Origin of the sequence: Shewanella aestuarii, assembly GCF_011765625.1 — a bacterium.
Taxonomy (GTDB): Bacteria; Pseudomonadota; Gammaproteobacteria; order Enterobacterales; family Shewanellaceae; genus Shewanella; species Shewanella aestuarii_A.
In genome coordinates, this window is the sequence record NZ_CP050313.1 from 3,166,592 (window position 1) to 3,193,512 (window position 26,921).

The 26,921-nt window shown below is 42.1% G+C and carries 25 protein-coding genes, 7 tRNA genes and 1 pseudogene; 22 read left to right on the top strand and 11 right to left on the bottom strand.

Annotated elements, in window-relative coordinates; translation table 11 throughout:
* Positions 1 to 81: 81 nt before the first annotated feature.
* From HBH39_RS13915 to HBH39_RS13960, 10 genes are all read right to left on the bottom strand, one after another.
* Positions 82 to 156: transfer RNA gene (locus HBH39_RS13915), tRNA-Gln, on the bottom strand.
* Positions 157 to 198: 42 nt separating this feature from the next.
* A tRNA-Leu gene (locus tag HBH39_RS13920) sits at positions 199 to 283 on the bottom strand.
* A 93-nt stretch (positions 284 to 376) separates the two neighbouring features.
* A tRNA-Met gene (locus HBH39_RS13925) sits at positions 377 to 453 on the bottom strand.
* 17 nt (positions 454 to 470) lie between these two features.
* A tRNA-Gln gene (locus HBH39_RS13930) sits at positions 471 to 545 on the bottom strand.
* Between the two features lie 61 nt (positions 546 to 606).
* Positions 607 to 681: transfer RNA gene (locus HBH39_RS13935), tRNA-Gln, on the bottom strand.
* Between the two features lie 45 nt (positions 682 to 726).
* Positions 727 to 811: transfer RNA gene (locus HBH39_RS13940), tRNA-Leu, on the bottom strand.
* Between the two features lie 46 nt (positions 812 to 857).
* Positions 858 to 934, bottom strand: a tRNA-Met gene (locus HBH39_RS13945).
* A gap of 269 nt (positions 935 to 1,203) precedes the next feature.
* Positions 1,204 to 2,295: a redox-regulated ATPase YchF gene (gene ychF, locus HBH39_RS13950; RefSeq protein WP_167679254.1), complete on the bottom strand. Its 1,092-nt coding sequence runs from the start codon at positions 2,293 to 2,295 to the stop codon at positions 1,204 to 1,206.
* 57 nt (positions 2,296 to 2,352) lie between these two features.
* Positions 2,353 to 2,946, bottom strand: a complete 594-nt coding sequence (gene pth, locus HBH39_RS13955; protein WP_167679256.1) for an aminoacyl-tRNA hydrolase — start codon at positions 2,944 to 2,946, stop codon at positions 2,353 to 2,355.
* A gap of 127 nt (positions 2,947 to 3,073) precedes the next feature.
* Positions 3,074 to 4,330 carry an FAD-dependent oxidoreductase gene (locus HBH39_RS13960; RefSeq protein WP_167679258.1) on the bottom strand — a complete coding sequence of 419 codons (1,257 nt, stop codon included), beginning with the start codon at positions 4,328 to 4,330 and terminating at the stop codon, positions 3,074 to 3,076.
* Positions 4,331 to 4,629: 299 nt separating this feature from the next.
* Here HBH39_RS13960 and HBH39_RS13965 point away from each other — a divergent pair, with 299 nt between their 5' ends.
* The 8 genes and pseudogenes from HBH39_RS13965 to HBH39_RS14000 all read left to right on the top strand — a co-directional run bounded on the left by HBH39_RS13965 (position 4,630) and on the right by HBH39_RS14000 (position 11,836).
* On the top strand, positions 4,630 to 5,019 hold the full coding sequence (locus HBH39_RS13965) for a hypothetical protein (RefSeq protein WP_167679260.1): 390 nt from the start codon (positions 4,630 to 4,632) through the stop codon (positions 5,017 to 5,019).
* A 92-nt stretch (positions 5,020 to 5,111) separates the two neighbouring features.
* Positions 5,112 to 6,536 carry a tRNA (N6-isopentenyl adenosine(37)-C2)-methylthiotransferase MiaB gene (gene miaB / locus HBH39_RS13970; RefSeq protein WP_167679262.1) on the top strand — a complete coding sequence of 475 codons (1,425 nt, stop codon included), beginning with the start codon at positions 5,112 to 5,114 and terminating at the stop codon, positions 6,534 to 6,536.
* Positions 6,537 to 6,683: 147 nt separating this feature from the next.
* Complete coding sequence (locus tag HBH39_RS13975) at positions 6,684 to 7,784, top strand: PhoH family protein (RefSeq protein WP_167679264.1); 1,101 nt, start codon at positions 6,684 to 6,686, stop codon at positions 7,782 to 7,784.
* A 4-nt stretch (positions 7,785 to 7,788) separates the two neighbouring features.
* Entirely contained in the window at positions 7,789 to 8,253 is a 465-nt protein-coding gene (gene ybeY, locus HBH39_RS13980) for an rRNA maturation RNase YbeY (protein WP_244325656.1), read from the top strand.
* 58 nt (positions 8,254 to 8,311) lie between these two features.
* Positions 8,312 to 9,189: pseudogene (corC, locus tag HBH39_RS13985) on the top strand (CNNM family magnesium/cobalt transport protein CorC).
* A gap of 2 nt (positions 9,190 to 9,191) precedes the next feature.
* Positions 9,192 to 10,781 (top strand): apolipoprotein N-acyltransferase, encoded by a 1,590-nt coding sequence (gene lnt, locus HBH39_RS13990; RefSeq protein WP_244325657.1) that lies wholly within the window; start codon positions 9,192 to 9,194, stop codon positions 10,779 to 10,781.
* Positions 10,771 to 11,271 (top strand): pilus assembly FimT family protein, encoded by a 501-nt coding sequence (locus HBH39_RS13995; protein ID WP_167680089.1) that lies wholly within the window; start codon positions 10,771 to 10,773, stop codon positions 11,269 to 11,271. The genes lnt and HBH39_RS13995 overlap by 11 nt, the downstream gene beginning before the upstream one ends.
* 274 nt (positions 11,272 to 11,545) lie before the next feature.
* Positions 11,546 to 11,836: a DUF6482 family protein gene (locus HBH39_RS14000; protein ID WP_167679269.1), complete on the top strand. Its 291-nt coding sequence runs from the start codon at positions 11,546 to 11,548 to the stop codon at positions 11,834 to 11,836.
* 9 nt (positions 11,837 to 11,845) lie between these two features.
* Here HBH39_RS14000 and HBH39_RS14005 read toward each other — a convergent pair whose 3' ends face one another.
* Entirely contained in the window at positions 11,846 to 12,346 is a 501-nt protein-coding gene (locus HBH39_RS14005) for a zinc ribbon-containing protein (RefSeq protein WP_167679271.1), read from the bottom strand.
* 137 nt (positions 12,347 to 12,483) lie between these two features.
* Here HBH39_RS14005 and leuS point away from each other — a divergent pair, with 137 nt between their 5' ends.
* The 14 genes from leuS (at position 12,484) to lipA (ending at position 26,707) form a co-directional block, all read left to right on the top strand.
* Complete coding sequence (leuS, locus tag HBH39_RS14010) at positions 12,484 to 15,063, top strand: leucine--tRNA ligase (RefSeq protein WP_167680090.1); 2,580 nt, start codon at positions 12,484 to 12,486, stop codon at positions 15,061 to 15,063.
* A 155-nt stretch (positions 15,064 to 15,218) separates the two neighbouring features.
* Positions 15,219 to 15,713: an LPS assembly lipoprotein LptE gene (gene lptE / locus HBH39_RS14015; RefSeq protein WP_167679273.1), complete on the top strand. Its 495-nt coding sequence runs from the start codon at positions 15,219 to 15,221 to the stop codon at positions 15,711 to 15,713.
* Positions 15,714 to 16,745 (top strand): DNA polymerase III subunit delta, encoded by a 1,032-nt coding sequence (holA, locus tag HBH39_RS14020; RefSeq protein WP_167679275.1) that lies wholly within the window; start codon positions 15,714 to 15,716, stop codon positions 16,743 to 16,745. It begins immediately after the preceding gene.
* A gap of 7 nt (positions 16,746 to 16,752) precedes the next feature.
* Complete coding sequence (gene nadD, locus HBH39_RS14025; RefSeq protein WP_167679277.1) at positions 16,753 to 17,403, top strand: nicotinate-nucleotide adenylyltransferase; 651 nt, start codon at positions 16,753 to 16,755, stop codon at positions 17,401 to 17,403.
* A 76-nt stretch (positions 17,404 to 17,479) separates the two neighbouring features.
* Positions 17,480 to 17,809: a ribosome silencing factor gene (rsfS, locus tag HBH39_RS14030; RefSeq protein WP_167679279.1), complete on the top strand. Its 330-nt coding sequence runs from the start codon at positions 17,480 to 17,482 to the stop codon at positions 17,807 to 17,809.
* Complete coding sequence (gene rlmH / locus HBH39_RS14035) at positions 17,809 to 18,279, top strand: 23S rRNA (pseudouridine(1915)-N(3))-methyltransferase RlmH (protein WP_167679281.1); 471 nt, start codon at positions 17,809 to 17,811, stop codon at positions 18,277 to 18,279. Before rsfS ends, rlmH begins: the two co-directional genes overlap by 1 nt.
* 139 nt (positions 18,280 to 18,418) lie before the next feature.
* Positions 18,419 to 20,278 carry a penicillin-binding protein 2 gene (gene mrdA, locus HBH39_RS14040; protein WP_167679283.1) on the top strand — a complete coding sequence of 620 codons (1,860 nt, stop codon included), beginning with the start codon at positions 18,419 to 18,421 and terminating at the stop codon, positions 20,276 to 20,278.
* A complete protein-coding gene (gene rodA, locus HBH39_RS14045; RefSeq protein WP_432280121.1) occupies positions 20,271 to 21,380 on the top strand; it encodes a rod shape-determining protein RodA in 1,110 nt (369 codons plus the stop codon). Before mrdA ends, rodA begins: the two co-directional genes overlap by 8 nt.
* A gap of 9 nt (positions 21,381 to 21,389) precedes the next feature.
* Entirely contained in the window at positions 21,390 to 22,385 is a 996-nt protein-coding gene (gene mltB / locus HBH39_RS14050; RefSeq protein WP_167679287.1) for a lytic murein transglycosylase B, read from the top strand.
* On the top strand, positions 22,375 to 23,193 hold the full coding sequence (locus HBH39_RS14055) for a septal ring lytic transglycosylase RlpA family protein (protein WP_167679289.1): 819 nt from the start codon (positions 22,375 to 22,377) through the stop codon (positions 23,191 to 23,193). The genes mltB and HBH39_RS14055 overlap by 11 nt, the downstream gene beginning before the upstream one ends.
* A 166-nt stretch (positions 23,194 to 23,359) precedes the next feature.
* Positions 23,360 to 24,571: a serine hydrolase gene (locus tag HBH39_RS14060; protein WP_167679291.1), complete on the top strand. Its 1,212-nt coding sequence runs from the start codon at positions 23,360 to 23,362 to the stop codon at positions 24,569 to 24,571.
* 157 nt (positions 24,572 to 24,728) lie between these two features.
* The gene (gene ybeD / locus HBH39_RS14065; RefSeq protein WP_167679293.1) at positions 24,729 to 24,995 is read left to right on the top strand and encodes a DUF493 family protein YbeD; all 267 of its coding nucleotides are present in this window, start codon (positions 24,729 to 24,731) and stop codon (positions 24,993 to 24,995) included.
* 96 nt (positions 24,996 to 25,091) lie between these two features.
* Positions 25,092 to 25,742 carry a lipoyl(octanoyl) transferase LipB gene (lipB, locus tag HBH39_RS14070; RefSeq protein WP_167679294.1) on the top strand — a complete coding sequence of 217 codons (651 nt, stop codon included), beginning with the start codon at positions 25,092 to 25,094 and terminating at the stop codon, positions 25,740 to 25,742.
* On the top strand, positions 25,742 to 26,707 hold the full coding sequence (gene lipA, locus HBH39_RS14075; RefSeq protein ID WP_167679296.1) for a lipoyl synthase: 966 nt from the start codon (positions 25,742 to 25,744) through the stop codon (positions 26,705 to 26,707). The genes lipB and lipA overlap by 1 nt, the downstream gene beginning before the upstream one ends.
* The last annotated feature ends 214 nt before the right edge of the window (positions 26,708 to 26,921 follow it).

Below are 26,921 nucleotides of genomic sequence, written 5' to 3' on the forward strand. Positions count from 1 at the left end.
TCAGGATAAATTACTGATCATTCTAGCTTGTGAAAATATTTACTGTGATAGATATGAGGAGGAGATTGAATCAGGAAAAAATGGCTGGGGTACTAGGATTCGAACCTAGGAATGCCGAGATCAAAACCCGGTGCCTTACCACTTGGCGATACCCCAATTATTTTTTTACAACTAGAGGAAAAACTTAGAAGAATTTGATGGTACGGGAAGAGAGACTTGAACTCTCACACCTTGCGGCACCAGAACCTAAATCTGGCGTGTCTACCAATTTCACCATTCCCGCATCAAATTTTTTATGAGTATACCCTATTTAGAATAAGAGTAAACTTTGATATTCGCTAACTGTTTTGGCTCACGCCTTTCCACCTAGAAAATATGGTAGCAATGGCGGGACTTGAACCTGCGACCCCAGCATTATGAGTGCTGTGCTCTAACCAGCTGAGCTACATTGCCATAGTTTTACAACAAAATGGCTGGGGTACTAGGATTCGAACCTAGGGATGCCGAGATCAAAACCCGGTGCCTTACCACTTGGCGATACCCCAATAGTCTGTATTAAGACTATTAAACTTAATCTAACAATTGTCTATCTTTACAGCTTAAATATGGCTGGGGTACTAGGATTCGAACCTAGGAATGCCGAGATCAAAACCCGGTGCCTTACCACTTGGCGATACCCCAATCAAATTTTTTTGAAACACCCGCATAAGCCAGCATTTCGAATAATGGTACGGGAAGAGAGACTTGAACTCTCACACCTTACGGCACCAGAACCTAAATCTGGCGTGTCTACCAATTTCACCATTCCCGCACGACTTGTTCATGTTTTACATCTTGAACTCTTCAAAAGAAGAAGATGGTAGCAATGGCGGGACTTGAACCTGCGACCCCAGCATTATGAGTGCTGTGCTCTAACCAGCTGAGCTACATTGCCACTTTTTTCTCGCTGCCCTCTTGGCGAGGAACGGGGCGTATTATGCTTATTCACAGTATCGAGGTCAACTGCTTTTTTTCGCTATTTTCATCATTTTTATCTATTCGGCTATTACTTCACCAAACTGAATAATGTTCCAACGAATTAAGGCCATTTAAAACGCCACTCTGTACACTTTACGCCCAACAGCCTTATCTTGATCATTTATTCAATCATATTAAGCTGATTCAAGATAAGGATAGTTTGCTATCTTCTGCTTTAATGACGGCTTATACGTTGAATAAGAAATGCATGACATCGCCATCTTTTACAACATATGTTTTGCCTTCTACACGAAGTTTACCCGCATCTTTTGCGCCCGCTTCACCTTTATAAGCAATAAAGTCGTCATAAGATACCACTTGAGCACGAATGAAGCCTTTTTCAAAATCGGTATGAATAACTCCAGCCGCTTTGGGTGCAGTTGCACCTACAGGCACAGTCCACGCTCTTACCTCTTTAACACCTGCAGTAAAGTAGGTTTGCAAATTAAGTAAGCTGTAACCACCACGAATAACGCGATCAAGGCCTGGTTCTTCAATTCCAAGATCGGCCATAAACTCATCACGCTCTTCAGCATCCATTTCCGCTAATTCAGATTCAATGGCTGCACAAACCGCAACAACAACCGCATTTTCTTCTGCCGCAATAGCTTTAACAGCATCAAGATGAGGGTTATTGTCAAAACCATCTTCAGACACGTTAGCGATATACATAGTCGGCTTTAAAGTTAAAAAGTTAAGATAAGCAACCGCTGCCAACTCTTCTTTCTCTAACGAAAGCGAACGCAGCATTTTGCCTTGATCTAAAGTCGGACGCATTTTTTCTAATACTTCCACTTCAAATTTAGCGTCTTTATCTCCACCTTTAGCTTTCTTTTGCTGACGTAAAATGGCACGTTCTAAACTGTCTAAATCCGCTAATGCCAATTCAGTATTGATCACTTCAATATCGCCAGCAGGGTCAATTTTATTGGCCACGTGAACAATATTAGGGTCATCAAAACAACGCACTACATGACCAATTGCATCAGTTTCACGGATGTTAGCTAAGAACTTATTCCCTAAGCCTTCACCTTTTGATGCTCCAGCAACCAAACCTGCAATATCCACAAACTCCATTGTGGTCGGTAACACACGTTGTGGGTTAACAATCGCAGCTAACGCATCAAGACGCGGATCCGGCACGGGTACTACACCAGTGTTTGGCTCAATAGTACAAAACGGAAAGTTAGCCGCTTCAATACCAGCTTGTGTTAGTGCATTAAACAGCGTTGACTTACCTACGTTTGGCAAACCAACAATGCCGCATTTAAAACCCATATGCTTACCTTTATATGTAAAATTATCGAATTGATAATGACGTTCAAATTGTGTTTGTTAAAGCGTTGTAGCTTTAAACGAATGTAATCTATGCATGGCTTTCACCATGTCTTCTTTGTACAAAATTTCAGTTGAGCGCACAGCTTCATCGATTGCGGCAACAATTAACTCTTGTTCTGCTGCAGGTGCTTTGCCTAGCACATATCCACTGACTTTGTTCTTGTCACCCGGATGACCAATACCAATGCGCAAACGATGAAAACCTTTGTCATTGCCTAAACTGGCAATTATATCTTTTAAACCATTATGGCCACCATGGCCGCCGCCAAACTTAAATTTAGCAACGCCTGGTGGCATATCGAGTTCATCATGAGCAACTAAAATTTCTTCCGGCAAAATTCGAAAAAAATTGGCCAAAGCTGCGACAGACTTCCCACTTAGGTTCATAAATGTGGTTGGAATAAGTAATCGCACATCTCGATGATGTAAAGTCGCTCTAGCTGTGACACCCAAAAATTTACTGTCAGCAACAAGCTGCACATTACAAATACGGGCGAGCTCTGCAACATACCAAGCGCCTGCGTTGTGGCGGGTTTGAGCATACTCAGCGCCGGGATTAGCTAATCCCACAATCAATTTAATGTGACTCATGTTGACCTAAAATCTAGTTGGAAAATCCACAATAGCAAAGCAGCTATGGTTAAAACGCGGCATTTTAACACTCAAAACCGTTACCAACAAACACCCATTATTAATTGACGGTATTTCTGTGCATGGGCTAATTCAAACCTAAAGCATATTTCAATACTTTTTGTTTTATTGGCCCATCAAGGTTTGCCAGTTTTAATGCGCCATTGCGTAACAGTTTTAACGGTAATAGGTCATTACTAAAACCGACATAAAAGGCATCCATTGCAGTCATCATTAATTGATTATCAAAATATCTCGCTTGCTGATATTGCTTTAACACACTGTTATCGCTAAATGACACACCATTTCCAAGCGCTTCAGCTACCTTACTCACCAAAACGTCGACATCTTTAAAGCCAATATTAACCCCTTGGCCAGCTAATGGGTTGATGGTGTGAGCTGCATCGCCCAATATAACCAGATTATCCTGATAATATTGCTTCGCATGACGGCGGGTCAGACCAAAACTGCCTTTATCGATAACGGTAAAATTAGGATCTAATCTATCTGGAAAGTTCGCGCGAATTTGCTCCGCTAATTGTAATGGGTTGAGTTGCGCTAACTGTTTAATTCTGTTGGTTGAATCATACCAAACCAAAGAAGCATGATTGCCGGGTAAAGGCAATAAGCTGCGCGGCCCCTGTGGCGTAAATTGTTGCCAAGTGACCGACTGTTGTGGCGTTTGCGTTTCAATATTGATCAACATGGCGGATTGCGCATAATCCCACCCTGTTACGCCTATACCGGCCCATTGTCTTACTTGCGAATTTGCACCATCTGCACCAACAAGTAATTGAGTAGTTAGCTTGCTATCATTGTCTAAATGGACACAAATCGCTGCGTTATCGGTTTTGGCTAAGCGTTCAAAACGACTCACTTTCGCAGGACAAATTATATTGATGTTGTCCATCAATTCAATTTGCTGCCACAAGCTGAGTTGAATCAAACGGTTTTCAAAAAAATAGCCAAGTAAAGGTTCACCAATTTGATCGGCACTAAATGCCGTAATGCAATCCATCATCTCCCAAGTTTCTAATCCGGTATAAGGCACATGACGCATGGCTAAAAGTGAGTCCATAACCCCCAATCGAGAGAGTAATTGCGCTGAAGCCACACTAATTGCTGACACACGTACATCTAATGCTTGCGACTCATCAAAGGGCTTAGGCTTATGAGCTTCAACTATAGCAACTGAGAGTCCCAATTGGCCGAGACCAACAGCAGTGGCAGCGCCAATCATACCGCCACCGATGATCACCACATCATAATGAGATAAAGCACATGATTGCACTGCGGCCAATGAGTTTTCAGATGAAGACAAAGTTGAAGAAGATTGTTGTGACATGAAAACGCCCTTAGGTAAATAAACTTCAATAATCTGTGTATGGATATGTCAAAAGAGGTCGATTTGTGTACAGATGTTGCTATAAAACGCCTTAGCCATACTTGGTTACAAAGACGACATATTTTCCAGTAAACCTAAACATAAACTGTCATTGTCTAATCACTACAAGTAGTCACAAAGATTACATAAATCATCTTAATGTTCCGCCACCTGCCAAGGATCTTGTGTCGACGTTTATCAGAACACCGCTTTCTTGGCTTAACCCATTCACTCAGGTAAGAGTGTAAAGTGAGGAAATTATGAAAAACCGTCAATTAACGTACTACACACAAACAACAAAGCGAGCAATAGGATTATCAGCATTGTTTTTGGCTAGTAGTTTATGTTTTTCAGGCTATGTAAGCGCGGCAAACACCTCTACTAATACAAGTCAACCACAAGCCATGGAAAAAATAACCATCACATACCGTAATGCATTCGATTATGCCTTATATGTACAAACCACGGAAATGTTAGTGTCATTTAATCGCGAACTTGAACAAAAAAATGTCATAGAAGCGCGTAACCAAACCCATGATATGGCAGCAGACTTTGGTGTACTAGTAAGCCAACATCATGATTTATTGGAGCAAACCTATGACAACAACAAATCAGTACAAAGTTTAGGGGTATTGGTCGCACCAGAGTAATATTAGCAAAACTCGCACAAATGCTAGCCACAGCAGCCTACAACAGGTAAAATATCGCGCTATTTTTACTATAGGTTTATCGGCGAGCAGTGATGAGTAAAAAACTTCATATTAAAACCTGGGGCTGTCAAATGAATGAGTACGACTCATCAAAGATGGCTGATTTATTGGACGAATACCAAGGCTACACCTTGACAGAAGAAGCGAGTGAAGCAGACGTGTTATTGCTTAACACCTGCTCTATTCGAGAAAAAGCACAGGAGAAGGTTTTCCATCAACTTGGGCGTTGGAAAACCTTAAAAGATAAGAATCCGAATTTAATTATCGGTGTAGGCGGCTGCGTTGCATCCCAAGAAGGTAAAGCCATTAAAGATCGCGCCCAATGCGTTGATATTATCTTTGGTCCACAAACCTTGCATCGTTTACCAGAAATGATCGATCAAGTACAACGAGGCGAAAAAGCCGTGATCGATGTGAGCTTCCCAGAAATTGAGAAGTTTGATCGCTTACCTGAACCTCGAGCTGAAGGCCCAACCGCGTTTGTGTCTATTATGGAAGGCTGTAGCAAATACTGCTCTTTCTGTGTAGTGCCATATACCCGTGGCGAAGAAGTCAGTCGTCCTGTTGATGACGTGATTTTAGAAATCGCACAGCTTGCAGAACAAGGGGTACGTGAAGTCAATCTTCTTGGTCAAAACGTCAATGCGTTTCGCGGTGCTACACACGATGATGAAATCTGTACTTTTGCCGAGTTATTGCGACTAGTTGCCAGCATTGATGGTATTGATCGCATTCGCTTTACCACAAGTCATCCAATTGAGTTTACACAAGATATTATTGATGTGTATGAAGACACACCTGAACTGGTCAGCTTCTTACATTTACCAGTGCAATCGGGTTCTGACCGCATCTTAACCCAAATGAAACGCGGCCATATGGCCATTGAATACAAGTCCATTATTCGTCGTTTACGCAAAGCACGTCCTGATATTCAAATCAGTTCAGACTTCATTATTGGTTTCCCAGGTGAAACTCAACAAGACTTTGAAGACACCATGAAACTGATTGAAGATGTGGCATTTGATCACAGCTTCAGCTTTATTTACAGCGCCCGCCCAGGCACACCTGCCGCAGACTTACCTGATGACGTATCAGATGAAGAGAAAAAGCAGCGTTTAGCTATCTTACAAGACCGTATTACCCAACAAGCTATGCGTTATAGCCGTCAAATGTTAGGCACTGTTCAACGCATTTTGGTTGAGGGCCCATCGGTGAAAAACCCAATGGAATTACGTGGCCGCACAGAAAATAACCGCGTAGTCAACTTTGAAGCACCACATACCTGCATTGGCGGCTTTGTGGATGTGAAAATTGTGGACGTATACACCAATTCATTACGCGGCGAATTTATTCGTGGTGAGGATGAAATGGATTTACGCCGTAGCCTTCGCCCAGCAGAAATTTTAGCCAAACATAAGCAAGATGATGCCCTAGGCGTCACCCAATATAAACCTTAATCGGTTTTACAGCGTATTAAGCTAAAGCAAATGAAAAGGTGGCTAGTCCACCTTTTTATTTGTTTCAATCTAACATAACTAGAAATTAGCCCAGTGGATACGTACACTGGATTTAATCAAAATAAAAAAGTTGTAACGGAGCCTTATTTGTCCACTAAAGTCACCACTATGAACTTGTATCTAGAGCCCTCTGATACACGTCGATTAACGTCATTATGTGGCCCATTTGACGACAACATCAAACAATTAGAACGTCGTTTGGGTGTCGAGATTATTCATAGAAATAATCATTTCACTATTGTTGGTCTGCCCCGCAATGCACTAAATGCCAACAATCTTCTGAAACAGCTATACATTGAAACCCAGCCGATAAAAGGCAGCACGCCAGATTTAGAGCCCGATACGGTTCATTTAGCGATTCAAGAAGCCATCGCTTTAGAAGCCGACGACGGCATGGGTGACAACAGTACTAGTATTAAAACGAAACGCGGTGTTATTAAACCACGCACACCAAATCAAAGCGTCTATATGCACAATATTGCCCGCCATGACATCAGCTTTGGTATTGGTCCCGCCGGAACTGGCAAAACCTATCTTGCAGTTGCAGCGGCAGTTGATGCCTACGAGCGCCAAGAAGTTCGCCGTATTCTATTAACCCGGCCTGCGGTTGAAGCCGGTGAAAAGCTCGGTTTTTTACCTGGCGATTTAAGCCAAAAAGTCGACCCCTATTTACGCCCGCTTTATGATGCTTTGTTTGAAATGATGGGGTTTGAAAAAGTAGAAAAGCTCATTGAACGCAGCGTTATTGAAGTGGCACCACTCGCCTATATGCGCGGCCGCACACTTAACGACGCCTTTATCATTTTAGATGAAAGCCAAAACACCACCGTTGAGCAAATGAAGATGTTTTTAACCCGTATTGGGTTTAACTCACGGGCGGTGATCACAGGCGATATTACTCAAATCGATTTGCCACGTAGCCAAAAATCAGGCTTACGTCATGCAATCGAAGTATTAAGCGAAGTACCAGAAATCAGCTTTAACTTTTTTGTGGCGCAAGATGTGGTTCGCCATCCCGTTGTCGCTCGCATTGTCGAGGCTTATGAGGCATTTGAGCAAAAAGAGCAAATAGAAAAAGCGGCTAAAGACCAAGCTTATCGAGAACGTGAATACAAACGTCAGCAAGCACTAGCTAACGACAACGCATCCCCAAACAACAATTTAACCACTAACAAAAATGCGGATTAACAACATGACCAAGGTCAATTTAGCACTGGATTTGCAAATCGCAGTTGAGTCCGACAACCTACCGACCCAGAGCCAGTTTGAATCATGGGTGCTGACCGCCATTGGCACAGGAATGAGTGATGTAGAGCTAACCATTCGCTTGGTTGATGCCAGCGAAAGCCAGCAGTTGAATTACACTTACCGTGGCAAAGATAAACCCACTAATGTGTTATCTTTTCCATTTGAAGCGCCCGCTGAAGTTGACCTGCCACTTTTAGGTGATTTAATCATTTGCGTTGCTGTGGTAGAACAAGAAGCATTAGCACAAAATAAATCCTTGGAATCCCACTGGGCCCACATGGTGATACATGGTTGCTTGCATTTGCTAGGCTATGACCATATTATCGATGAAGACGCTGAGGAAATGGAGTCATTAGAGACTCAACTCCTTGAACATTTAGGTTTTTCAGACCCCTATAAGGAAGCATAAGTAAATAGGTTTATGGCTGTTAACACACAGTTTTAATTAACTTATTTAGGTAAATATTATGAGTGACGATATCCCCCGAGTACAAACGCCTCAAAGAAAAGCTGGTTCGATAAAATCAACCAATTATTCCAGGGCGAACCTCAAAATCGTGAAGACTTGGTCGATGTGATTGCCGGAGCTGAAGAGCGAGATCTGATCACAGAAGATACCCGCGAGATGATTAAAGGCGTATTAGAGGTTTCAGACCTGCGAGTGCGCGACATCATGATCCCACGCTCGCAAATTGTTACTCTACAAATAGATAGCTCTGTCGATGAATTACTTGAAATCGTCATCGATTCTGCTCACTCTCGTTTTCCTGTCGTCAATGAAGACAAAGACCATATTGAAGGCATTTTACTTGCCAAAGATTTATTAAAATACGGCTTCAAAAACTCCGAAGTGCCCTTCTCACTTGCACAAGTGATACGCCCAGCAGTGGTTGTACCCGAAAGCAAACGGGTTGATGTATTACTCAAAGAGTTTCGATCACAACGTTATCATATGGCCATTGTGGTTGATGAATACGGTGGTGTATCAGGATTGGTTACCATTGAAGATATCTTAGAAGAAATCGTTGGTGAAATTGAAGATGAATTTGACCATAACTCAGTAGAAGACACTGAAGTAAAAAAACTCAGTAATACTGTATTTATGGTGAAAGCCTTAACTGAGATCGATGATTTCAACCAAGCTTGTGGAACAAACTTCAGCGATGAAGAATTTGATACTGTAGGTGGTCTTGTTTCACACGCATTTGGTCATTTGCCTGAGCGCAACGAAAGCATTGTCATTGATAATATCGAATTTAAAGTCACCAATGCCGACACCCGTCGTTTAATTCAGCTACGTGTTAAACTGCCCGATCCCGAACTTAGCCAAAACTCAGACGACTAATCGTGCTCAATAAATTGTTACCTCACTCAACATTGAGTTTAGTGACACTGGCAACAGCATTTTTTGCTGGTGCCAGTACCTCACTGTCTTTTGCTCCCTATAACATTTGGGCTGTAATGCCCATAGCCTTAGCCTTTGCGTTGTGGCAAAGTCAGCAACTTATCGGCAAGCATGCATATAGGTACTGGCTCAGCTTCGGCTTTGGTTGCTTCTCATTTGGCATCAGCTGGGTGCATGTCAGTATTGATACATTTGGCGGAATGCCATTAATCGTATCGATGGCTTTAATGGGGATTTTAGCCTTATATTTAGCGATTTACCCTGCACTAGCAGGCTGGTTATTAAATAAAATCTTACCCTCAACTCAAGCCAATGAAAAACAGCAGTATTTCAAATATCTGGCGTTATTTCCTGCGCTATGGGTATTAACCGAATGGCTACGAGGTTGGGTGCTCACGGGGTTTCCTTGGATCTGGATAGGATATAGTCAAACCAACGGCCCATTAAATGAACTTGCCAGTATTGTTGGCGCATTAGGATTAAGTTTCATCATTGCCATACTAGCCGGAGCTATGATGTTAACTAGCCAAAAACGCATGATACCGTTATTCAGTGTCGCAATAATGCTCATCGTTTTTACCTTGGTCGCCCCTGCATTAAACCCAATACATGCTAGCGGTAAAAGCGTTAAAGTGGCTTTAGTGCAAGGGAACATCCCACAAAGTATGAAATGGGAGCCTGATGCATTATGGCCTACCATGCTTAAATACATGGACCTAAGCCGACAACATTTTGATGAACAATCCAGCGTCGATATTTTTATCTGGCCAGAAGCCGCAATACCCGCACCAGAGTCAATGGTGGAAGACTTTTTAGTTAACACAAATCAAGTGGCAAGCTTCAACAACAGCGCAATAATTACCGGCATTATCAGTCACCAACAACAAGATTTTTTCAACTCACTTATTGTCCTAGGCAATCATCATAATAAGCAACAAACCCATGCTGATTATCAAGGTAATGGCATAAATGAATTTAAAAAACATCATCTATTACCAATCGGTGAGTTTGTGCCTTTTGAGAGCTTACTGCGCCCATTAGCGCCCTTTTTTAACTTACCCATGAGCTCATTTCAACGTGGCGATTTTATTCAAAATAATTTGTCTGCGGTTGGTTACCAAATTGCACCAGCCATTTGCTATGAAATCGTGTTTCCTGAGCAAGTTAGAGCCAATACCCATGCCAATACAGACTTTATTTTAACGGTATCCAATGATGCTTGGTTTGGTAGTTCTAACGGACCACTGCAACATATGGAAATAGCCCAAATGCGCGCGATTGAGATGGGTAGACCTGTAGTACGAGCAACCAATAATGGCATCACAGCCATTGTTGATCCTTTTGGAAAGATCACCGATCGATTACCACAATTTGAAACCGGCGTATTGGTCAGCGAAGTAGCACTATACGAGGGCGAAACTTGGTTTAAACGCATTGGCCAAATACCATTGCTGATTTTTAGCACGCTTTTGCTATTATTAGGATTAGGATTTCGTTACCAAAGTGAACAAATTGCCAAACATAATCGATAGTTCCTCAGTTCAGCAACAGGGCTTCACACTAATTGAGCTCGTTGTTGTGATTATTATTCTAGGTATTCTTGCGGTCATTGCTGCACCTAAATTTATTAACTTAAGTAGCGATGCGCGGATCAGTACCTTATCAGGAATATCCAGTAGCGTAAAAACTGCTAATACTCTGGTTTATGCCAAATCTCAAATGCCGAGCCTACAAGTGCAAGGCGTTGCTGGACGCGATGATTTACTCGATATTGATTTAGATGGCGATGGTATGTTTGAAACACGTTTGAAATGGGGCTATTTAGATAATACCGACATTGAAAAATGGATCGAGCTGGATGACAGCTTTACGATTCAGTATCAAGGCACAGCCAACACTTATATTGGTTACGACAAAGATGAAAATGGTCAAGTCACCAACGACAATTGCTACTTTCACTATACACAAGCCGCTAATGCCACTACCCCTCCAGGCTATGCCATTGTCAGCAGTGGCTGTTAAAAAAGTGACTGAAACGAAGCAGCCTTAGAAAGCCCATTTCGCGTCGATTGGCGCTATTAAAAGTAAAGTCACGACTAAAAATGCGGCAATGGTTACATGTCCATTTCTAACCCAAGTTAAGTTAATTTGAGTTAAGTTACAACAACACCGACACGCTAAGCCAAATATTCCTTAATGCGGTTTTCACCTGACATTTTTGTACAAAAATGAACCAAACAATAGTTTGCTGCGTAATGCACTAAGATATCTAAGTCAGTATGTTTGGGAGCTCAAAATGCAATTATCAGAAATAAAGCAAGCCATCGCAGTTCAGTCATTACATCCGACTATCATCAGTTATGCTGATTCAAATCATTACTTGTTAGGTGTTAAAGATGACAACGGTAATTTTCGCAGTGCTCGCAGTAAAGATGGCAAACTCTTAAGTCTAAACTCCATAAAACAGGCAGAAGAGTTACTCAAGTTACAAGGTATTCGTTATGCAATCATCGAAATGCAAACTGCCTACGATGAAATGATTGGCAATAGTTACAACAACCATTGCCGTTATCGCGTTAATTTCTAGTGTACTGAGTTAGGGTGATAATGGTTCTCGAGAAAAAGTGTCACTATCACATTGTGGGCAGTCGGGAATAACCCCTGGGAAATCAATTTGCATTTGATAACCACATTGATCGCAGGTCAACATCCCCTGATTGATAATTTCCCCGGATTTATAACAACCATGATGCTTAAAATCTTGCTGAAGTTCGTGCCATTCTATTTGACTTTTATCGGTTATCTCACTTAACCAGTGCCATAAGGTGTTTTCAAAGGCGATGACAGTGGGGCTGTAACTCATGTCATCAGCTGTTTGATCTTTTAAAAAGTTAGCTATATCACGCTTTAAAAATTCTTCCACTAAAGCCAGTTCTTGTTCATCGGCCGTTGATTTCAGCTGTAAATAGTTTTTTCCTTGGGTGACTGAGGCAAACAAACTTTTAGCAGTCAATGAGTTATCTTGCTCAAACTGCTGTTTAACTTGCTCAAATAGCGACTGATATAGCCCTAATAACGCTGAACTTCTTCCACTCATATTCAATACTCCTTCATACGAACCTTTTTAATGCATCACTTCTAGTTTATTCTATGTAGTTATTCATCACGCAAATGCGCGTTAGTTCAAATATACGTGCAATACCAAAAATGGGCGGCATGGCCGGAAATAGATTGATGCAAGAACAATATAATCCCTTAGAGATTGAAGCCCTAGTGCAAAAGCACTGGCAAGACCAAAAGACCTTTGAAGTTACCGAAGACGAAACCAAAGAGAAGTTTTACTGTCTCTCTATGTTTCCGTACCCATCTGGCCGACTTCATATGGGACACGTACGTAACTACACCATAGGTGATGTTGTTGCGCGTTACCAACGTTTACAAGGAAAAAATGTTCTACAGCCTATTGGCTGGGACTCTTTTGGCTTGCCCGCGGAAAACGCAGCGATTAACAATAAAACCTCTCCAGCACCGTGGACCTATGAAAATATTGAGTACATGAAGAACCAGCTTAAATTGCTTGGTTTTGGATATGACTGGAGTCGTGAAATTGCCACTTGCACCCCTGAATACTATCGCTGGGAACAGTGGTTTTTCACTAAGCTGTATGAAAAAGGCCTAGTGTATAAAAAAACCTCATCGGTTAACTGGTGTCCAAATGATGAAACCGTACTGGCTAACGAGCAAGTACAAGACGGTTGCTGCTGGCGCTGTGACACCGAAGTCGTGCAAAAAGAAATTCCACAATGGTTTATTAAAATCACTGATTACGCTGAAGAGCTATTAAACGATATCGATACCCTTGATGGCTGGCCTGAGCAAGTTAAAGCCATGCAACGCAACTGGATTGGCCGCAGTGAAGGCATCGAGATGACTTTCCAAGTTGCGGATAGCGATCAAAGCTTTGATATCTATACTACTCGTCCAGATACCGTTATGGGTGTCACTTATGTTGCGATTGCAGCAGGCCACCCTCTTGCGATTGAAGCTGCACAAAATAATCCTGAGCTAGCTGACTTTATTGAAGAATGTAAAAATGCTGACACCACTGAAGCCGCTATGGCATCAATGGAAAAGAAAGGCGTTGCAACCGGTTTAAATGCCATACATCCTATCAGTGGTAAACTTGTTCCAATTTGGGTCGCTAACTTTGTATTAATGAACTACGGCACTGGCGCTGTGATGTCGGTTCCCGCACACGATCAACGCGACTATGAATTTGCTAAAAAATACGGTTTAAGCATTGAAGCAGTTATCAAGCCTGTCGATGCTGAGTTGGACATCAGCAAAGAAGCATTTACCGACAAAGGTACTCTGTTTAATTCCGCCGAGTTTGATGGCTTAGATTTTCAAGCGGCATTTGATGCCATTGACGCCAAGTTAACCGCTGAAGGTAAAGGCAAACGCCAAGTAAACTACCGTCTTCGTGACTGGGGCGTATCTCGTCAGCGTTACTGGGGTGCTCCTATTCCAATGGTTACCTTAGCAGATGGCACTGTTATGCCAACTCCAGAAGATCAACTTCCGGTTATTTTACCAGAAGATGTGATTATGGACGGTATTCAAAGCCCAATTAAAGCTGATAAAGCTTGGGCTGAAACCACAGTAAATGGTCAAGCTGCACAGCGTGAAACCGATACCTTTGATACCTTTATGGAATCGTCATGGTACTACGCGCGATATTGTAGTCCTCATGCCGACCAAATGTTAGATCCCGCTAAAGCCAACTATTGGCTACCGGTTGATCAATACATTGGTGGTATTGAGCATGCTTGTATGCATTTATTGTACTTCCGCTTCTTCCATAAACTATTGCGTGACATGGATTTAGTTAACTCAAACGAGCCAGCTAAACAATTGTTAACCCAAGGCATGGTATTAGCAGACGCTTACTACTACACCAATGATAAAGGCGCCCGTACTTGGGTATCGCCATTAGATGTCACCACCATCGAAAAAGACGATAAAGGTCGTGTCACTAAAGCCATCGATAAACACGGTAACGAACTGGTTTACACTGGCATGAGTAAGATGTCGAAATCGAAAAACAACGGTATCGACCCACAGGTGATGGTAGAAAAATACGGTGCTGATACTGTTCGTCTATTTATGATGTTTGCTTCGCCACCAGAGTTAACACTGGAATGGCAAGAGTCAGGTGTAGAGGGCGCTCATCGCTTTATCAAACGTTTTTGGAAACTCGCTAGCGAGCACATAGCAGCTGGTAATACGGAAGCATTAGATGTTAAAGCTTTAAATGCTAATCAAAAAGCATTACGTCGTGAGCTACATAAAACCATCGCAAAAGTGAGTGATGATATTGGTCGTCGTCAAATGTTCAACACTGCCGTTGCAGCAATAATGGAACTGATGAACCACCTATTGAAAGCACCACAAGAGTCAGCGCAAGATCGTGCATTAATGGCTGAAGCCTTATCTGCACTGACTCGCTTGCTTTACCCAATCGTGCCACATATCAGCTTTAACTTATGGCAAGAACTGGGTAACGAAGGCGTAATCGAGGATAGCCGCTGGCCTGAAGTTGACCAATCGGCCCTTGTTGAAGACAGCAAATTAATTATTGTACAAATTAACGGTAAGTTACGTGCAAAAATTACTGTTGCTGCAGATGCCACTCAAGAGCAAGTGCAAGAAATTGCCATGCAAGATGAGCACGTACAAAAGCACTCTGATGGTTTAACCATTCGTAAAGTGATTTATGTACCGGGCAAGCTGCTGAATATTGTTGCTAATTAATATTAGTCATCAACACTAGCCACTAATAAGCCATACTCAATTAGATTAGTATGACCAAGCTTGTTAGTTTATCGCCCATCACAACCTAGTTTGTGATGGGCAATTAATTTACTTGCCATAATCATCATGGCTGATAAAGGACGTTAATCACTTTTATGCTGGCAAAACATATTGGCATAGCGCTACTCTCGGTTATTTTACTTATGACAAGTGGCTGTGGCTTTAAACTACAACGTAGCTACTCAATTCCGGTTGAATTACAACAGCTGCATTTAAGCAGTAGCGATCAATATAGCGAGCTTACAAGGTTAGTTAGCGACAGACTGCGCATCAACCAAGTCAGTTTAGTTTCAGCAACAGAAACTACCCCAACCCTAAGACTTGTCAATGACTCATTAGAACGTGCAACCTTATCACTTTACCCAACGGGTAATGTTGCTGAGTATGAACTTATTTATGTTGTGAATTATAGTGTGACCCTGCCACAAGGTGAACCTCAAGCCTATCAAGCAGAAGTTAGACGCGACTATCAAGACGATCCCCGCACCGCATTGGCTAAAAGCCGTGAAATGGAGCTGTTAACCCGTGAAATGCGCATACAGGCGGCAGACTTAATTATTCAAACACTTGCATCTATCGGAACCAACTAGATGCGGGTTTATCCTGACCAACTAAAAACACACCTTAAAAATCTCGCCCAAGTGTATTTAATTTTTGGCGACGATCCTTGGTTAGTTGACGACAGTAAACGCCAGATAATTAAAGCGGCCAAAAAACAAGGTTTCGATGAAAGAGTACAACTTACTCAAGAAACCGGTTTTAGCTGGAATGATTTAGTTCAAGAATGGCAATCAATGAGCTTGTTTGCCAGCAGACGCATTATCGAACTGACATTGCCTCAAGGTAAACCCGGTACTGAAGGCGCTAGTGCATTTCAAACCCTGCTTCAACAGCCCAATCCAGATATTATTTTAATCATACAGGGTCCCAAAGCTGGCCTTGAACAAACTAATAGCAAATGGTTTAAGTCATTAGACAGTCAAGGTATCTATTTACCTTGTGCTACACCTGAAGGTAAACAATTTGAGCGCTGGCTGGATAGCCGCATTCAACATTACCAATTGACTCTGCATCATGACGCCAAAGCCATGCTGTTTAATTTGTTTGAAGGTAATTTACTTGCCGCAGAGCAATCAATGCAAATGTTGCAATTGATCAGCCCCACAGCCAATATTAGCGCTGAGCAACTTGGCCAGTATTTTGAAGATCAATCGCGTTTTAGCGTATTCCAACTCACCGACGCCCTACTGAGTAATCATCAAAAACAAGTTCAGCACATGTTAGCGCAACTTCAAGGTGAAGGCACTGCCATGCCCATTTTAATGTGGGCAATTTTTAAAGAGATCAGCTTATTATTAAATTTGAAATTAGCCCAGCAGCAAGGAGAGCCGTTAAATAAGCTATGGGGACAATATCGGATTTGGGACAAACGTAAGCCGCTTTATCAAGCGGCATTAACCCGTCTTGAATTACACCACATTGAGCATATGCTTGCTTTGGCCTCAACCTTAGAACTCAACCTTAAACAGCGTGGTGCTGAAGATTGGATTGGCATGAGCCACTTATGTATTTTATTTGACCCTCGTGCGCACAATCGTTTAGCGCATATTGAGCTAAGTTAATTACACTATGCACATTGGAATTTTAGGTGGCACCTTCGACCCAATTCATTTTGGTCATATTAAACCTGCATTAGAAATCAAGCAGAAGCTTTTACTGGATGAAGTTTGGTTGATGCCAAATCATATCCCTCCACATAAACAATCCACCAACATCACAACACAACATCGATTAAAAATGGTACAAGATGTTTGCCTGCAATATCCGCAATTGCAGTTATGTGATATTGAAATCAATCGCGACACTCCGTCTTATACAGTCGTCACACTGCAGCAGCTCAAGCAAGCGTATCCTCAAGCCAGTTTTTACTTCATTATGGGCATGGATTCATTCATCAATTTACCCAGCTGGCACTTATGGCAACAGCTTTTTGAGTTATGTCATATTGTACTTTGCCAGCGCCCGGGTTGGACTTTACCCCCAGACTCGCCAATGCAACAAGTGCTCAATCAGCGAGCAACCACAATTGCACAATTAATTGACAACAAAAACAATACATCCCAAAACACCCATGGCGACATCATTCCTGTCGACATCTGCCTACAAAATATCTCCTCCACTGAAATTCGCCAAAAAGTGCAAAGCAATCAAGATATTTCCAAGCTACTTGCACCCTGCACCATCAATTACATTCAGCAGCATCATCTTTACCGTCGTTAACCTGTCGAGTTAATTGCGTATTTCAGGTGAAATTGAGTATAATGCTCCGTTAATTTTGACTAATGAGGTATTTCGCGTGCAAAGCACCGAACTTAAAGATTTCGTTCTCGATAAAATCGATGACTTAAAAGCTAAAAACGTTGTTGTGTTAGATGTTAAGCAACAGTCTAGCATCACAGAAACTATGATTATCTGCACAGGCACATCTAAAACCCATGTTCGCGCCATTGGTGAACACGTGGTAGTCGAAGCTAAAAAAGCCGGCGAGCAGCCATTAGGTGTTGAAGGCCGTGACAGTAGCGAATGGGTACTAGTAGACTTAGGTGATGTGATTTTACACATCATGCAAGAACAAACTCGCGAGTACTACCAGCTAGAAAAGCTGTGGTCAGAACATAACGCCTAATGAAGTTACAACTGATTGCCGTTGGCACCAAAATGCCCGATTGGGTTACCCGTGGTTTTGAAGAATATCAGCGTCGTTTCCCTCGAGATATGCCGCTTGAATTAATAGAAATTCCTGCAGGTAAACGCGGTAAAAATGCTGATATAGCCCGTATTTTGCAAAAAGAAGGCGAGTTAATGTTAGCAGCTGTTGCAAAAGGCAATCATATTGTCAGCTTGGATTTACCCGGCAAAAATTGGACAACGCCCGATTTAGCAGAACAAATGATCAAGTGGCAATTAGATGGGCGTGATGTGAGCTTGTTGATCGGCGGGCCAGAAGGACTTGCCCCGGCCTGCAAAGCTGCGGCCAATCAAAGTTGGTGCTTATCAGCCTTAACCTTGCCGCATCCACTGGTAAGAATCTTAATTGGTGAAAGTCTCTATCGCGCATGGAGCATCAATAACAACCACCCTTACCATCGTGAATAACTTATCTAAGCATAAGAATTAGTTAAGGTTTAATAAAACTATCAGTAAGTTAAACTAATTTCATTGTTGTTGACATTACAGCACAATTAAAGCGATTCTATTTATTTTCGCCGTTACTTATACACGCTGGAGACGCTAAGTGCCGCCAAAGAAGCGCATCACTATCCATGATCACGCCGCAGAAGCCTCATTATTCAAGCGTCGCGCATTGTTCACTTTTGTGTGTGTATTTATTCTGTTAAGCGTTTTACTCTCTAACCTTTATCAGCTTCAAGTTGTTTCTTACAAAGATTACGAAACCCGCTCTAATGATAATCGTATTCGTGTCGTACCCACGCCACCAAGCCGCGGCTTAATCTTTGATCGTCATGGCCAGTTACTAGCAGAAAATCAGCCCTATTATTCTTTAGAAATGATCCCCGAGCGAATAAAAAACCTTGATGAGACTTTTGACAAGCTCAATGAGATCATAGAAATCAGTGATGAAGAGCGCCAAAACATCAAAGAAACCTTAAAGTTTCACCGTCGTTTCAAACCACTAACCTTAAAAAATAAGCTTACTGAACAGCAGGTTGCAAGTTTCACTGTTAACCAACACCAATTTCCGGGCATTTATGTTGAAGCCGGTTTAAAACGTCACTACCCCCATACAGAGCTAATGACCCATGTTCTAGGATATGTGGGAAAAATAAATAGCCGTGATAAAGCCATGCTTGAAAAAAATAACAACTGGAAAAATTACGCCGCAACAAAAGATATTGGCAAACAAGGTATTGAAAAGTTTTACGAAAGTTTATTGCATGGATTGCCTGGCCACTTAGAAGAAGAAGTGAATAACCGTGGCCGCGTTATTAGGACACTTAAAGTCACCCCACCCACACCAGGGCAAGATATCTATTTAACCCTTGATTTAAAGCTGCAACAAAAAGCCATGGAATTATTAGCGGGCAGACGCGGTTCAGTCGTGGCAATAGACCCTCGAGACGGTGGTATTTTAGCCATGGTGTCAAGCCCATCGTACGATCCTAACCAATTTGTTCATGGTATTAGCAGCAAAGCCTATAGTGATTTGCTTAATGATAAATCACGGCCACTCATAAACCGCTCAACCCAAGGCCAATACGCCCCCGCATCGACAGTCAAACCCTTAGTGGCGTTATTAGGGCTAGATGAGCGCACCATTAGTGATCGAACCCGCGTTTGGGACCCGGGTTTTTGGCAAATGCCCGGCGTTGAACGAAAATGGCGCGACTGGAAAAAATGGGGCCATGGATGGGTTGATGTTTATCATGCCATTATCGATTCCTGCGATATCTTCTTTTACGATTTAGTCTATAAAGTGGGCATTGATAAGTTATCTCCCTTTATGGCGCAATTTGGATTTGGTGAAAGCACCGGCGTTGATATCTTTGAAGAATCAGCAGGCGTCATGCCTTCTCGAGATTGGAAAAGACTCCGTTACAACCAACCCTGGTATAACGGCGACACCATATCAGTTGGTATTGGCCAAGGTTACTGGACAAGCACACCATTGCAATTAGCTAATGCAACCGCAATTTTAGCGAATAAAGGACAGCGTTTTACCCCGCACTTACTCAAATCGTTTAAAGATGACACGGTAAAAATTGATACGCCAATCGATGAGCAACCACCGATTGAAATAAAAAACCCTAAAAACTGGGACATTATCACTGAAGCCATGCGACTAACAGCAGATAAATCCCGCTTTACAGATGCAAAGTACACCGCGGCAATGAAAACCGGTACAGGGCAAGTATTCTCAGTAGCACAAGATCAAAAGTACGATGCCGAAACCGTAGCGGAGCATCTACGAGATAATGCACTTATTGTTGCCTATGCTCCTTTTGAAAACCCTACAATTGTCTTAGCAGTCGTACTTGAAAATGCTGGTTGGGGTGGGGTTAACGCAGGCCCTGTAGCACGCGCATTACTTGACGAATATCTATTGCGCGATGAATGGACGATACCAAGTGAATAACAGTCATCATCAGAAAAAATCTATCTGGCAGCGTTTACATATCGATCTGCCATTACTTACAGGCCTGTTGATATTAATGAGCTTTGGCTTGTTTGTTATCTACTCAGCTAGCGGCGAAGACCCAGCAATGATGGAGCGCCAATTTACCCGTATGGGGTTATCTTTAGTGATCATGTTTTGTGTCGCTCAAATTAACCCCGAAGTATTAAGACGCTGGGCTCTGCCCATTTATATAGCAGGCATTATCTTATTACTTGGCGTGCATTTTTTTGGCACCATCAATAAAGGCGCTCAGCGTTGGCTTAATCTCGGTTTTATGGAGTTTCAACCATCGGAACTGATTAAACTGTCCTTCCCTATCATGATGGCATGGTATATCAGTAAATTTCCTTTGCCGCCTAAAAAGCGTTACTTAGCTGGCGGGGCTATTATTTTATTAATCCCAACCTTATTGATTGCTAAACAGCCTGATTTAGGTACTTCAATTTTAGTCGCAGCATCAGGGGTTTTTGTACTATTTTTATCCGGTATGAGCTGGTTAATTGTCGGTGGGGTTGTGATTGCAGGGTTAATCTTCTTACCTATCTTGTGGTTCTTCTTAATGCATGACTATCAGCGCACACGGGTAATGACCTTATTTGACCCCGAAAAAGACCCACTTGGTGCTGGCTATCATATTATTCAATCTAAAATTGCTATTGGCTCTGGTGGCGTCTGGGGTAAAGGCTGGTTACAAGGCTCGCAATCACAGCTTGAATTTTTACCAGAAAGACATACTGACTTTATTTTTGCCGTCATAGGTGAAGAATTCGGTTTAATCGGCAGCCTGCTTTTATTAGTCATCTACTTATACATCATTGGCCGCGGCTTAGTTATTGCGTCAAGGGCACAAACGAGTTTTGCTCGTTTACTTGCCGGTAGTATCACCTTAACTTTTTTTGTGTATATTTTTGTTAATATCGGCATGGTTTCAGGCATTCTACCGGTAGTGGGTGTCCCCTTGCCTCTTGTGAGTTACGGTGGCACCTCGATGATGACATTGATGACGGGTTTTGGCATTTTAATGAGTATTCAAACTCATCGGCGATTTATAGACAGATAGGAAGATTTCATGCAATTCTCAACCCGAATATTTGGCGCGCTCACACTATTGATATCCAGTCAGATATCCTGCGTCCACGCAGCAACCGACGTTGACGACCTAAAACAACAATTTATAGCCGATCAAATTAAAAATGGATTTAGCCATCAGGAAGTCAGCGACTTTTTAAATCAATCAACCTATAACCAAGCCATTATTGATGCAATCACCAAACCCTGGGAAGCCAAACCTTGGCATCAGTATTACCCGATTTTTTTAACCGAAAAGCGCTTGGAAAAAGGCCTCGCTTTTTGGCATGAAAATGCCGATACCATTGCAAAGGCTGCGGATAAATATAATGTTGATCCTCAAATCATTGTGGCCATTATTGGCATAGAAACTTTTTATGGTAGCTACATGGGTAATTATCGCGTCCAAGATGCACTGTATACCTTAGGTTTTTACTATTCCCCGCGGGCGACATTTTTCCGTAAAGAATATGCCAACTTAATGTCGTTGATAAAAGAAGAGCAATTAGATAACGCCACCTTAAAAGGCTCTTATGCTGGCGCCATGGGTTATGGGCAATTTATCCCCTCAAGTTACCGCCACTATGCCGTTGACTTTAGCGGTGATGGCCGCCGAGATTTATTAACCAATAAACAAGATGCCATTGGCAGTGTAGCCAACTACTTTCATCAACATGGCTGGCAACGCGGCGAACTCGTTGCATTAAAATTGCACCACAGTGACAATAAACCACCTAAAGCGAAAGTATGGACTAAAGAAAAACTCCATTATCAAGCCAATGATATCTTAGCGCCCAACCTGAGTTTAGCGACAGCAAGAGATATTGATATTTCGCAACCAGCCATGCTTATTAAACTTGAACAACCGAGCGAAGATGAATATTGGTTAGGGTTGAAAAATTTTTATGTGATCACCCGTTACAATCGTAGCCCACTGTATGCGATGGCCGTGTATCAATTTAGCGAACAATTAAAAGCCGAATATAATGCCAAATAAATTTCAATTAATTTTAACTAGCTTACTTATCACTGCGTTATTAGCAGGCTGTTCGTCTAAACCCAATAAAGACAACAAAAAAGCCCCAAGCCAATCGGGCCGTTATTCAATGGCGAATGACAAGTATCCCGATAATGCACCTGATGTCAGCAAAGTGAAGAATGCAGTACCAAAATACGAGCCTTATTCTCGCCAAGGCAATCGTAATTACACTGTACTAGGCAAAAGCTATCAGGTACTTGAAACCGGAAAAGGCTTTAGTGAAACTGGCCACGCCTCATGGTACGGGGCGAAATTTCATGGCCATTTAACCTCAAATGGTGAAACCTACGACATGTATGCCATGACAGCCGCACATAAAAATTTGCCGCTGCCGAGTTATGTTAAAGTCACCAATCTCGAGAACAATAAACAAATTATTGTGCGCGTGAACGACCGAGGCCCCTTTCATGACGGGCGAGTCATTGATTTATCTTATGCTGGTGCTTATCACCTAGGCATGCTGGCTAAAGGTACTGCTCGTGTCAGATTAGATGTGATACATGTCGAGTCTGATGTTGAACGCGCAGTAGAAACCTCAACCGATGAGCAGCCGCATTATATTCAAGTGGTTGCATCAAAAGACAAATTACGTATTCATAGTCTGGCCAAAGAATTAGAAAAAAAATACGCCGTAAAATCTCGCATCATTTCCGGCAATGGCATGCACCGTATTCAACTTGGACCTATTGGCAAAATTTATCTTACTAATCAGTTACTCGATAAATTACACAGCCAAGGTTACCCACAAAGTTTTATCGTGCCGTAGCCCAAAAGCATTCACAAAAGTGCATTAAACTACCCTCACTATTGGCTCAACCTTGTTGAGCCAATATTTTTTCCCCAATGAAGGAACCTTAATGCAATTTCATTGCCTACTAATGGTATAATGGATTTTTGTCTTATCTTCGAATTACTAGAGACCTGCTACTTTCATGATGAATTTTGCTAAAGCTCCAATCACTACCGCGCTGCTATTTTCCTTAGTGTCTTTATCTGCTCATGCTAACACGCCTCAGCCGGATCCACGCCCAACGCCAAATCGTGCGCCAATGGTGACCCCGGATGCACCGAGTGTCGCAGCCAAAGCTTATGTATTAATGGATTATTATTCTGGTCGGGTTATCGCCGAAGAAAACGCTTATGAAAGCCTAAACCCAGCATCATTAACAAAAATGCTGACCAGTTATGTGATTGGCCATGAAGTAAAAGTCGGCAATATCTCTTTAGATGACGATGTGTTAATCACTAAAAATGCTTGGTCTAAAAATTTCCCTGACTCATCAAAAATGTTCATCGAAGTAGGCAAAACCGTCAAAGTTGCCGATTTAAACCGTGGGATTATCATTCAGTCGGGTAACGATGCCTGCGTAGCTATGGCTGAGCATATTGCCGGTACGGAAGACGCTTTTGTTGACTTAATGAATTCATGGGCCAAACAACTGGGCATGAACGACAGCTACTTTGAAAACTCACATGGCCTAGATTCAGATAATCACAAAACCACTGCTTACGACATGGCAATTTTAGGGGCAGCTTTAATTCGTGATGTACCGGAAGAATATCGTGTTTATTCTGAAAAATCTTTCACTTACAACGGTATTAAGCAATACAACCGCAATGGTTTATTGTGGGATAACAGCTTAAATGTTGATGGCATTAAAACCGGCCATACTTCTGGTGCAGGTTATAACTTGGTCACATCAGCAACTCAAGACAACATGCGTCTAATCTCTGTTGTACTTGGTACAGCGAGTGAGTCAGCCCGTAAGGCTGAAAGCAAAAAGCTGCTTAACTATGGTTTCCGCTTTTTTGAAACCATCACGCCATACAAAGCTGGTGACACTTTTATCAGCCAAAAAATTTGGTACGGTGATGTTGAAAACGTTGACCTAGGCTTAGTCACAGACACCCCCATTACCATTAATCGTGGTAAAGCCAAAGACTTACAAGCCAACTTTGAATTAACCAAACCGTTAACCGCACCACTGGCTAAAGGTGAAACCGTTGGCCGTGTTTACTTCCAGTTAGATGGCAAAGACATCGCTCAGTTTCCACTTGTCACACTCAATACTGTTGAGGAAGGTAGCTGGATAAGTAAGTTAATGGACTATTTCAAACAAATGTTTGCTAGTTGGTTTGAATAACTGAGTAATTTATTTCATCAAAATTTATTTATTTGATGAAAATCAATTTATTAAAGCCGCTTTAGTAAGCGGCTTTATTTTTTTCAAGTCAACACTGACTTGAATCAGGTATAATTGCCACCATATTAGTATTCACAATACATAAATGAGTAATCCGATGTTAGATACCAACTTTGATCAAGTCATGGACTTTCCACATTCATGTCCTTTTAAAGTCATTGGCGATGCCGATGATACCTTAGCCGATCGCGTTGTCGCTGTAGCACAACAACTTGCTCCAGGTGACTATGTGCCAACAGTAAAAGCATCAAGCAAAGGCAGCTATTACTCAGTAACAATTCGAATTACTGTCACCAGCAAAGAGCATATTGAAAAAGCGTACATCGATCTTGCCGCTATTGAAGGTGTAAAACGCGTACTCTAATTCCAAAAATATCTTCAGAACAATAAAACTTGAGTATAATACTCAAGTTTTATTGTATACCTGTTGAACATAACAACCTTAGGGGAGACGTTGCCCTTGCAACCACAAACTTTGCACATCCGCCATCTTGGACTACAAAACTATGAATCTGTGTGGCATGCCATGCAGGAATACACGGACAACCGTGATAGTGACAGCCAAGATGAGTTGTGGGTAGTTGAACATCCGCCAGTGTTCACTCAAGGCCAAGCGGGTAAAAGCGAGCATATTCTAAACCCCGGCGACATCCCCGTTATTCAAGTTGATCGTGGTGGTCAAGTTACCTATCACGGCCCTGGACAACTAGTGGTCTATCCACTTATCGACATCAAGCGCAATAAACTTGGCGTCAGGCAATTAGTGAATAACATCGAGCAATGCATTATCAATATGCTAGCTCAGTACGATATATCAGCCTACGCTAAAGCCGATGCTCCTGGCGTATATGTGCAAGAGCGCAAAATAGCCTCACTTGGATTACGTATTCGTAAAGGTTGTTCGTTTCATGGCATGGCACTGAATGTGGATATGGATTTAGCGCCATTTCAACGCATCAACCCATGTGGTTACGCCGGTCTTGAAATGGTGCAATGCAAAGCATTAGGCGGCCCGCAAACCGTATTAGAAGCTGGCGAAAAATTAGTACAAACCTTTAGCCAAGTTATGGGCTACCTACAACTTGAACATCATCAAGGATTAGCAAAATAATGAATAGGCCTGAAAGATTACAACCAGGTGTAAAATTACGTGATGCAGATAAAGTGTCACGTATACCTGTCAAAATTGTTCCCTCAGAGCGCGAAACCATGTTGCGCAAACCGGATTGGTTACGCGTAAAGCTCCCCGCATCTAACCAGCGAATTCTTGATATCAAATCAGCACTGCGCAAAAACGGTTTACATTCGGTATGTGAAGAGGCCTCTTGCCCTAACTTAGCGGAATGTTTTAATCATGGTACTGCAACTTTTATGATTTTAGGTGCCATTTGTACTCGCCGCTGTCCATTTTGCGATGTAGCCCATGGCCGCCCTTTAAAACCTGATGTACAAGAACCTAAAAAACTGGCTCAAACCATTGCCGACATGAAGCTAAAATATGTGGTTATCACTTCAGTAGACCGTGATGATTTACGTGACGGCGGAGCTCAGCATTTTGCTGACTGTATTCGTGAAATCCGTATTCTAAATCCAGATATAAAAATTGAGATTTTAGTACCGGATTTTCGTGGTCGTATTGATGCCGCACTAGACATCTTAGCCACCGAGCCACCTGATGTATTCAATCACAACCTTGAAACTGCACCAAAACATTACCGAAAAGCGCGACCAGGAGCTAACTACCAATGGTCGTTAGATCTATTGAAAAAGTTTAAAGACCGTCATCCCAATGTACCGACTAAATCGGGCTTAATGATGGGCTTAGGTGAAACCAATGAAGAAATCGCGGATGTATTACGTGATTTGCGAGCGCATAATGTTGAAATGCTAACGTTAGGGCAATATCTACAGCCAAGTAAATTTCATTTACCGGTTGAGCGTTATGTACCACCTGCAGAGTTTGATGAGTTAAAAGCCTTAGCAGACGAGCTTGGCTTTACCCATGCAGCCTGTGGCCCACTTGTTCGTTCAAGCTACCATGCCGATCTGCAAGCACAAGGTAAAGAAGTTAAATAACGCTTTACTGGCTGCAACCTCAATAAAAACGGCGCGAATAAGCGCCGTTTTTTATTAAAAAGCCATTAACACATCACCCCAAAGCAAACACAAAAATCAAACACAGCCTCATCAACAGCCCAACTCACCTTTAACAGCAATTTTAAATAACTCATTAAAAAAGCCAGCCAATACTCATACTGAGATCATGATCGCTATGCAAATTAATGTTCAT

Coding starts and splice junctions, on each gene's coding strand:
- ychF (WP_167679254.1), bottom strand. CDS start 2,295: ATGGGTTTTAAATGCGGCATTGTTGGTTTGCCAAACGTAGGTAAGTCA.
- pth (WP_167679256.1), bottom strand. CDS start 2,946: ATGAGTCACATTAAATTGATTGTGGGATTAGCTAATCCCGGCGCTGAG.
- HBH39_RS13960 (WP_167679258.1), bottom strand. CDS start 4,330: ATGTCACAACAATCTTCTTCAACTTTGTCTTCATCTGAAAACTCATTG.
- HBH39_RS13965 (WP_167679260.1), top strand. CDS start 4,630: ATGAAAAACCGTCAATTAACGTACTACACACAAACAACAAAGCGAGCA.
- miaB (WP_167679262.1), top strand. CDS start 5,112: ATGAGTAAAAAACTTCATATTAAAACCTGGGGCTGTCAAATGAATGAG.
- ybeY (WP_244325656.1), top strand. CDS start 7,789: ATGACCAAGGTCAATTTAGCACTGGATTTGCAAATCGCAGTTGAGTCC.
- HBH39_RS14000 (WP_167679269.1), top strand. CDS start 11,546: ATGCAATTATCAGAAATAAAGCAAGCCATCGCAGTTCAGTCATTACAT.
- HBH39_RS14005 (WP_167679271.1), bottom strand. CDS start 12,346: ATGAGTGGAAGAAGTTCAGCGTTATTAGGGCTATATCAGTCGCTATTT.
- leuS (WP_167680090.1), top strand. CDS start 12,484: ATGCAAGAACAATATAATCCCTTAGAGATTGAAGCCCTAGTGCAAAAG.
- lptE (WP_167679273.1), top strand. CDS start 15,219: ATGCTGGCAAAACATATTGGCATAGCGCTACTCTCGGTTATTTTACTT.
- holA (WP_167679275.1), top strand. CDS start 15,714: ATGCGGGTTTATCCTGACCAACTAAAAACACACCTTAAAAATCTCGCC.
- nadD (WP_167679277.1), top strand. CDS start 16,753: ATGCACATTGGAATTTTAGGTGGCACCTTCGACCCAATTCATTTTGGT.
- rlmH (WP_167679281.1), top strand. CDS start 17,809: ATGAAGTTACAACTGATTGCCGTTGGCACCAAAATGCCCGATTGGGTT.
- mltB (WP_167679287.1), top strand. CDS start 21,390: ATGCAATTCTCAACCCGAATATTTGGCGCGCTCACACTATTGATATCC.
- HBH39_RS14055 (WP_167679289.1), top strand. CDS start 22,375: ATGCCAAATAAATTTCAATTAATTTTAACTAGCTTACTTATCACTGCG.
- HBH39_RS14060 (WP_167679291.1), top strand. CDS start 23,360: ATGATGAATTTTGCTAAAGCTCCAATCACTACCGCGCTGCTATTTTCC.
- ybeD (WP_167679293.1), top strand. CDS start 24,729: ATGTTAGATACCAACTTTGATCAAGTCATGGACTTTCCACATTCATGT.
- lipA (WP_167679296.1), top strand. CDS start 25,742: ATGAATAGGCCTGAAAGATTACAACCAGGTGTAAAATTACGTGATGCA.